At 58.2% G+C, this 6338-nt stretch carries 7 protein-coding genes and 1 tRNA gene; 4 read left to right on the plus strand and 4 right to left on the minus strand.

Annotated elements, in window-relative coordinates:
- Window positions 1-99 precede the first annotated feature (99 nt).
- Window positions 100-552, minus strand: a complete 453-nt coding sequence (locus tag ACR0BZ_RS16360) for an Lrp/AsnC family transcriptional regulator (protein WP_480507284.1) — start codon at window positions 550-552, stop codon at window positions 100-102.
- Between the two features lie 73 nt (window positions 553-625).
- On the opposite strand from ACR0BZ_RS16360, the gene ACR0BZ_RS16365 reads away from it, so the two are divergent.
- Both ACR0BZ_RS16365 and ACR0BZ_RS16370 read left to right on the plus strand, forming a co-directional pair.
- The gene (locus ACR0BZ_RS16365; protein WP_480920749.1) at window positions 626-1222 is read left to right on the plus strand and encodes a LysE family translocator; all 597 of its coding nucleotides are present in this window, start codon (window positions 626-628) and stop codon (window positions 1220-1222) included.
- A gap of 185 nt (window positions 1223-1407) precedes the next feature.
- Entirely contained in the window at window positions 1408-2370 is a 963-nt protein-coding gene (locus ACR0BZ_RS16370) for an acetyl-CoA carboxylase carboxyltransferase subunit alpha (RefSeq protein WP_209598833.1), read from the plus strand.
- A gap of 3 nt (window positions 2371-2373) precedes the next feature.
- Here ACR0BZ_RS16370 and ACR0BZ_RS16375 read toward each other — a convergent pair whose 3' ends face one another.
- The 3 genes from ACR0BZ_RS16375 to ACR0BZ_RS16385 all read right to left on the minus strand — a co-directional run bounded on the left by ACR0BZ_RS16375 (window position 2374) and on the right by ACR0BZ_RS16385 (window position 4991).
- Window positions 2374-3504 (minus strand): lytic murein transglycosylase, encoded by a 1131-nt coding sequence (locus ACR0BZ_RS16375; RefSeq protein ID WP_480920750.1) that lies wholly within the window; start codon window positions 3502-3504, stop codon window positions 2374-2376.
- A gap of 113 nt (window positions 3505-3617) precedes the next feature.
- Window positions 3618-4265 carry a GntR family transcriptional regulator gene (locus ACR0BZ_RS16380; protein WP_480473964.1) on the minus strand — a complete coding sequence of 216 codons (648 nt, stop codon included), beginning with the start codon at window positions 4263-4265 and terminating at the stop codon, window positions 3618-3620.
- Window positions 4266-4295: 30 nt separating this feature from the next.
- Window positions 4296-4991, minus strand: coding sequence for a M48 family metallopeptidase (locus ACR0BZ_RS16385; RefSeq protein ID WP_480483820.1), 696 nt, complete (start codon window positions 4989-4991; stop codon window positions 4296-4298).
- Between the two features lie 100 nt (window positions 4992-5091).
- On the opposite strand from ACR0BZ_RS16385, the gene ACR0BZ_RS16390 reads away from it, so the two are divergent.
- Together ACR0BZ_RS16390 and ACR0BZ_RS16395 are read left to right on the plus strand one after the other, a co-directional pair.
- Window positions 5092-5418 (plus strand): TIGR02300 family protein, encoded by a 327-nt coding sequence (locus ACR0BZ_RS16390; protein ID WP_267366159.1) that lies wholly within the window; start codon window positions 5092-5094, stop codon window positions 5416-5418.
- 143 nt (window positions 5419-5561) lie between these two features.
- Window positions 5562-5637 (plus strand) — tRNA-Ala (locus ACR0BZ_RS16395).
- Window positions 5638-6338: the final 701 nt, after the last annotated feature.

The raw sequence follows: 6338 nt of genomic DNA on the forward strand, positions 1-6338 counted from the left end.
GCCATTATGGCTGTGCATATCCCCTGGCAACGTCATTTCCACGACATTAGGCCGTGAGTTTTCGCCCTGCAAGTGAGTGTGCCTTCACAATTCAAGACGTCACGCCCGTAAATTCTTGGGCGAACCCATAACCACATAGGATGTGATCGAGGTGACATGCGGCAGCGTCCCCAGCACCTCGGTATGGAAGGTCTTGTAAGACGGCAGGTCTGCACATTCGACCCGCAGCAAGTATTCGATTGTTCCCGTGATGTTGTGGCACTCAACAACTTCCGGGGCTTGCTGGAGCGCGCGTTCAAACCCCTCCTGCGCGGCCTTCGTATGCTCGCCCAGCCCTACACCAATATAAGCGACAAAGCCGATACCCATCGCCGCCGGGTCCAGCACCGCGCGATACCCCGTGATCACCCCGGCCCGCTCAAGTTCTTGCACGCGGCGCAGGCAGGCCGAAGGGGAAAGGCCCACACGCTCGGCCAGGTCGAGATTGCTGATCCGTCCGTCACGGGTCAGTTCCTGCAATATATGGCGGTTTATTCTGTCATTTTTCATCATTAATTGCACAAATACAGGAAACACGCACATAAAAGCAATTTCATTTGCCGCAGAGCCGACAATACTTCGCTCCATGACTTATGACATCCTTATAGCCCTGATCGCTTTTGCCTTCGTAACCTCGATCACACCGGGGCCGAACAACCTGATGCTGATGGCTTCGGGGGCGAATTTCGGCTTTCGACGCTCGATCCCGCATATGTTGGGCATTGGGCTGGGCTTTACCTTCATGGTATTGCTTGTCGGAGCCGGTCTGGTGCAGGTCTTCGACCGGTATCCCGTCAGCTATACAGTGCTGAAAATCCTGTCGGTTATCTATCTGCTCTATCTGGCCTGGAAGATTGCACATGCCGCGCCGGCAAACAGCGCCGAGGCGACCGGCGTGCCGATGACATTCTTGCAAGCCGCAGCGTTTCAATGGGTAAATCCAAAAGCCTGGGCCATGGCCCTGACCGCCACCACGGCCTATACGCCAGATCGAACGATGTATGCGATTGCCATCGTTGCGTTTGTCTTCGGAGCCGTCAACTTACCGTCGGTCAGCACATGGACCGTTTTGGGACAGCAGATGGCACGAATGCTGACGAACCCGCGCAGATTGGTCATATTCAACTGGACAATGGCTGTGCTGCTTGTGGTTTCGCTCTATCCCGTGCTTTGGCAGGGGTGAATTTCCTCAAAGGTCGATATCAGCGATTGTTTTGCTGGGCATGTCGGGAATGTGCTGGCAAGCAAATGAATCTCTCAATCTGATCAACGGCTTTTGACATGAACGACGCCGCTTCAGTGTCATCTAGTTGCATCTGAGGCCAGCCAGCGGCATATAGCTAGGAAATTTCACGCAGATGAGGCGTCATGACCCAGTATCTGGATTTCGAAAAACCGCTGGCCGAGATCGAAGGCAAAGCTGAAGAGCTGCGCGCGCTGGCTCGTGCCAACGAAGAAATGGATGTGGCCGAAGAAGCCGCCGCACTGGATGCCAAAGCCTCCAAGCTGCTGGATGAACTCTATCGCGACCTGACACCCTGGCGGAAGTGCCAGGTGGCGCGTCACCCGGAACGCCCGCATTGCAAGGATTACGTGGACGCACTGTTCACCGAATTCACTCCTCTGGCCGGAGATCGCAATTTTGCCGATGATTTGGCCGTTATCGGTGGTCTTGCGCGCTTTAACGATAAGCCGGTGATGGTGATCGGCCACGAGAAAGGCAGCGATACCAAGTCGCGTATCGAACGCAATTTCGGGATGGCCCGCCCCGAGGGCTATCGCAAGGCCGTGCGTCTGATGGAGATGGCGGGGCGTTTTGGACTGCCTGTCATTACCCTGATCGACACCGCTGGCGCCTATCCCGGCAAAGGGGCCGAGGAACGCGGACAATCCGAGGCGATTGCCCGGTCGACTGAGATGTGCCTAAAAATCGGCGTGCCGCTGGTTTCGGTCATCATCGGTGAAGGCGGCTCGGGCGGCGCTGTGGCGTTTGCGACCGCGAACCGCGTGGCGATGCTGGAGCATTCGGTCTATTCGGTGATTTCGCCGGAAGGCTGCGCATCGATCCTGTGGAAAGATGCCGAAAAAATGCGCGAAGCGGCCGAGGCACTGCGTTTGACGGCACAGGATTTGCACAAGCTGGGCGTATGTGACCGGATCATCCCGGAACCCAAGGGTGGTGCACATCGCGATCGTCCGGCAACGGTTGAGGCAGTGCGCAAGGCCATCACCGCCATGTTGACTGAACTGGACGGCAAGGATGGGGCGGCCCTGATAAAGGACCGCCGTCAGAAATTCCTTGATATCGGATCTAAAGGGCTGGCGGCGTAACCGTCAGCCACCCAACCTGCGCAACAACGCAACCGAAGGCTCACCTGTCACGGGCAGACCATTGGCGCTCTGATACGCGCTGATGGCTGTGGTGGTGTTGTTTCCGATCACGCCATCTGCGCCCTGCGTGTCATACCCCGCAGATGTCAGGCGGCGCTGCAATTCCTTGCGGTCGTCCAGCGTCAGCCCATTTGCGTCCGGCCCAAACGAGGCCTGAAACGGCGCGCCGCCCGCGATCCTGTCCGCCAGATGACCGACACCAATCGCGTAGCTGTCCGAGTTGTTGTAGCGTTTGATCACCTGGAAATTGCGAAACACGGCGATGCGGGGGCCAGGTTTTTGCGGCTGCAATACGGCCACCGGAGTACCGGAAACGGTTCCGGCCTCTCCGCCCCAGGGTTGGCCCCGCACCCAACCTGCACGCGAAAGATAAGCAGCGGTCGAAGCCAGCGAATCTGTCGGGTCGTCTGACCAGATGTCGCGCCGCCCGTCGCCGGTGAAATCCACGGCATAGGCAAGATACGAGGTCGGAATGAACTGCGTGTGCCCCATCGCCCCGGCCCAACTGCCAGTCATGTTAGCGGGCGTGGTATCGCCGTTCTGGAGGATCTTCATCGCCGCGATCAGCTGGCTTTCAAAGAACTGCCCGCGCCGGCCATCATAAGCCAGCGTCGACAACGCCGATACAACAGGCACATCACCGCGGCGCGCGCCATAGCGGCTTTCCAGCCCCCAGACAGCCACGACGATTTCTTTATCCACGCCATATTGCGCCTCGATCCGCGACAGAGTGCCGTTATGTTGCCGCAGCATCTGCTGGCCGGTGCTGATCCGCTCGTCCGACGCCGCGATGGCTAGGTAATCTTCGAGGCTGCGCTTGAATTCGACCTGATTTCGATCGCGTTCGATTACGTCGGGCAAATACCCGGCCCCCTGAAAGGCGCGGTCAACGGTTGTCCGGGAAATCCCCTGCGACACTGCCCTGCCCTTGAAACCGGCAACCCAGGCATCCCACCCGGCATTGGGAACAGCCCGCATCCGGGTTGCAGGCGTGCCGGACGGAGCGGCACCACCCGTGCAGGCGGCCAAAAGCGTTGATCCGAGGCAAATGGAAAAGGTCCGGCGAGTGATCATGGTTTGGGTCTGCTCTTGTTTGTGATTTGCCGCAAGAGTAACCCAGCCGGGTTGCACAGGCCAGAACAGTGACACCTTGGACGGGCGCTTTGACGATGTCGGCAGGAAGCCGCTCAGCTGACCAGCAAACGCAGCCCTTGTGTCACATCCGAGCGCACTGCCAGCCGCAATCCCGGCTCGTCCCCGGCCTTAAGCGCGGCGATGATCAGCTTGTGGTAATGTGGCGGCTCTGCGCGCCTGAGACGTCCGTAAAGCGCCCGCATCGTCGGCCCAAGCTGCAGCCAGACGGTTTCGGCAATGGCCAGCATCGCAGGAGCCTGAGCGCGCAGATACAGGGTTCGGTGAAATTCCAGGTTCGAACGGATATAGCCAACCGCATCCCGTTTGGTCACCATCTCGGCAACTGTCATGTTGATGCTCTGCAACCTATCGATCAGGGCCATGTGTGCCCTGGGCAAGGCCCGGCTTGCCAGTTCAACCTCAAGCAAGGCGCGCAAGGCAGCCAGTTCCTCAATCCGGTCATTCGTCAGCTCTGGGGTCGATACCCGGCCCGATGTGGACAGGAACAATGCCCCTTCTGCGGCCAGGCGGCGCACCGCCTCTCGCGCCGGGGTCATTGAGACGCCAAACTCCTTGCCGATGCCCCGCAGGGTCAGGGCCTGCCCCGGTGCCATCTCACCATGCATGATCCGGGATCGCAGTGCCCGGTACACCCGGTCATGTGTTGCGGTCTGGGTTTCGGAAGGGCGTGCGGTCAACATATGCTCATGTGATCACAAAAAGGCGCCACGTCAACTCGGCTCGGTATCAAATCTGTAGCGATGCAACTCGGCCCCGTTGTCGCGCAACCAGCGGCGGGGCGGCTTATACGGGCCAAATATCTTTTCGACCTGCGCCCAGAAGGCAGGCGAGTGGTTCATCTCGGCAAGATGTGCCACCTCATGTGCCGCGACATAGTGCAACACATCAGGAGGCGCCAGAATAAGGCGCCACGAAAACATCAATCCGCCATGCGAGCTGCACGACCCCCAACGCGACCGCGTGTCACGCAGGCTGAGTGTCGTGTACGAACGCCCCAGCATGGCTGCATAATCATCACAGGCTCCGGTCAACCGGTCCCGCGCCAGTTCCTTCAGGAACCGGCCCAACCTGCGGGCCTCGGCTCCTGTGGGCACGGCAACCTCATCTGCATTCAGCAGAACCCGCCGCCCGGTTGCAGGAACGATTCGGCGCGCTTTCCCTTCGATCGGGATCACTTGCCCAAACTGCACGGTGGTCATATCGGGCCGACCCTGAAGATGCTGCCGGATCCACCCTTCTTTGGTGCGCGCAAAACTCAAGGCCTCAGATTCCGGCACGCCATTCGGGTAAGTCAACGTGACGCGCCCATCCAGCTGGGAGATTCGCAGGCTGATACGCCGCGCCCGAGCCGATTTGCGCAATCTCAGTGGCACCGGCGGTGTCCCTGGCAATGCGTGCTCTCCCATATCGCGACCTCTCTTGCGCAAAGACTTTGACAGTGCCCTCTGCCTGTGGCAGGTGAGCTGAATCATTTAGACGACTCACCTGATATCAAGGGGATTTGACATGCCCAAGGAAGAATGGGGCGTAAAGCGTGTTTGCCCGACAACCGGTAAGCGGTTTTACGACCTGAACAAGGACCCGATCATCAGCCCCTACACTGGCGAGATCGTGGAGCTTGAAACATCCAAAAGCCGTATGATCTCGGCGGATGCAGAAGACGCAGCTTCGGTCAAAGCACGTGAAAACACGGCGGATGACGATCTGGTTCTGGACGATGATGACAACGTCGACGTGGATTTGGATGACGATCTGCTGGACGATGATGATGACGACAATGATGATGTTTCTCTGGACGACATCACCGACATGTCATCAGACGACGACAACTGACCTAGTAAAAGGCGATCCCCAGGGTCGCCTTTTTCACCTGAGGAGCAGCCCGGGTGAAAATTCGCGCCCGATTCAAACTTTGGACTTGCACTCGCTGCCGCTGTCTCCTAAACGTCCGTCCACCGTACCGATGGTACAATGATGGGGCCTTAGCTCAGTTGGGAGAGCGCTTGCATGGCATGCAAGAGGTCAGGGGTTCGACTCCCCTAGGCTCCACCATCCCGCACTTCGGGATTGAAATTTCCGCTAACACCTTGAAGGGAAAGGTGATTTCGGCGGTTCGATAACCTTCATTCCGGCTATAGCGAAGGGGCTCTGCAAAGGCCAATCGCAGCACCGTTTGCTGCATCGCAAAGTCGCCTTTCTTGTAAAGATTCCAAGGGTTTGTCAGAAACTGGAGAGCCGGTTCGATAAATTCCGAAAGGTGTCCCTTTGAAGGGAGTGCGGAATCGATCTTGTCTGCCAGTTTCAACCGTTGATGCTCTAGCTCTTCGATACGGGCCTCATATGCACTGATTACCGTCGGGCTGGATGTTTGCACGATACGTCCAAGTAGCGATTTCACGTCCGCGTCCAGAGCTTTGAGCTGCTTATTGAGCGTTTCCTTGGCGCTCTTGGCCTCTAGAGCACGCATCTCCCACAGATCGGTGAACATGGCTCGTGCCATCGCCACAAGCTGTTTGGCGGGCTGTAGAGAGCGCAGAATCGCTTGCGCGCCCTGCTCAATGTCGTCTCGGCGGATCGACTTGCGCTTGGACGGGCAGCCCTTGGTGTCGCACAGGTAGTAGGGATAGAGCTTATTGCGACCCTTCGACCAGCAGGAGGTCATTGGACCTGTCACGTATTCGTGCCGCTCCAAGTGCTCGTTTAAGCCACTTTCCTTTCGAAAGCGACGGGGCTTTTCCAGCCTAAGGCCGAGT

The sequence above is a fragment of the Ruegeria sp. P8 genome (assembly GCF_056534665.1).

Excerpts from the sequence above, each read along its gene's own strand:
- ACR0BZ_RS16370 (WP_209598833.1), top strand. The coding sequence starts at position 1,408 with ATGACCCAGTATCTGGATTTCGAAAAACCGCTGGCCGAGATCGAAGGC.
- ACR0BZ_RS16380 (WP_480473964.1), bottom strand. The coding sequence starts at position 4,265 with ATGTTGACCGCACGCCCTTCCGAAACCCAGACCGCAACACATGACCGG.
- ACR0BZ_RS16385 (WP_480483820.1), bottom strand. The coding sequence starts at position 4,991 with ATGGGAGAGCACGCATTGCCAGGGACACCGCCGGTGCCACTGAGATTG.
- ACR0BZ_RS16375 (WP_480920750.1), bottom strand. The coding sequence starts at position 3,504 with ATGATCACTCGCCGGACCTTTTCCATTTGCCTCGGATCAACGCTTTTG.
- ACR0BZ_RS16360 (WP_480507284.1), bottom strand. The coding sequence starts at position 552 with ATGATGAAAAATGACAGAATAAACCGCCATATATTGCAGGAACTGACC.
- ACR0BZ_RS16365 (WP_480920749.1), top strand. The coding sequence starts at position 626 with ATGACTTATGACATCCTTATAGCCCTGATCGCTTTTGCCTTCGTAACC.
- ACR0BZ_RS16390 (WP_267366159.1), top strand. The coding sequence starts at position 5,092 with ATGCCCAAGGAAGAATGGGGCGTAAAGCGTGTTTGCCCGACAACCGGT.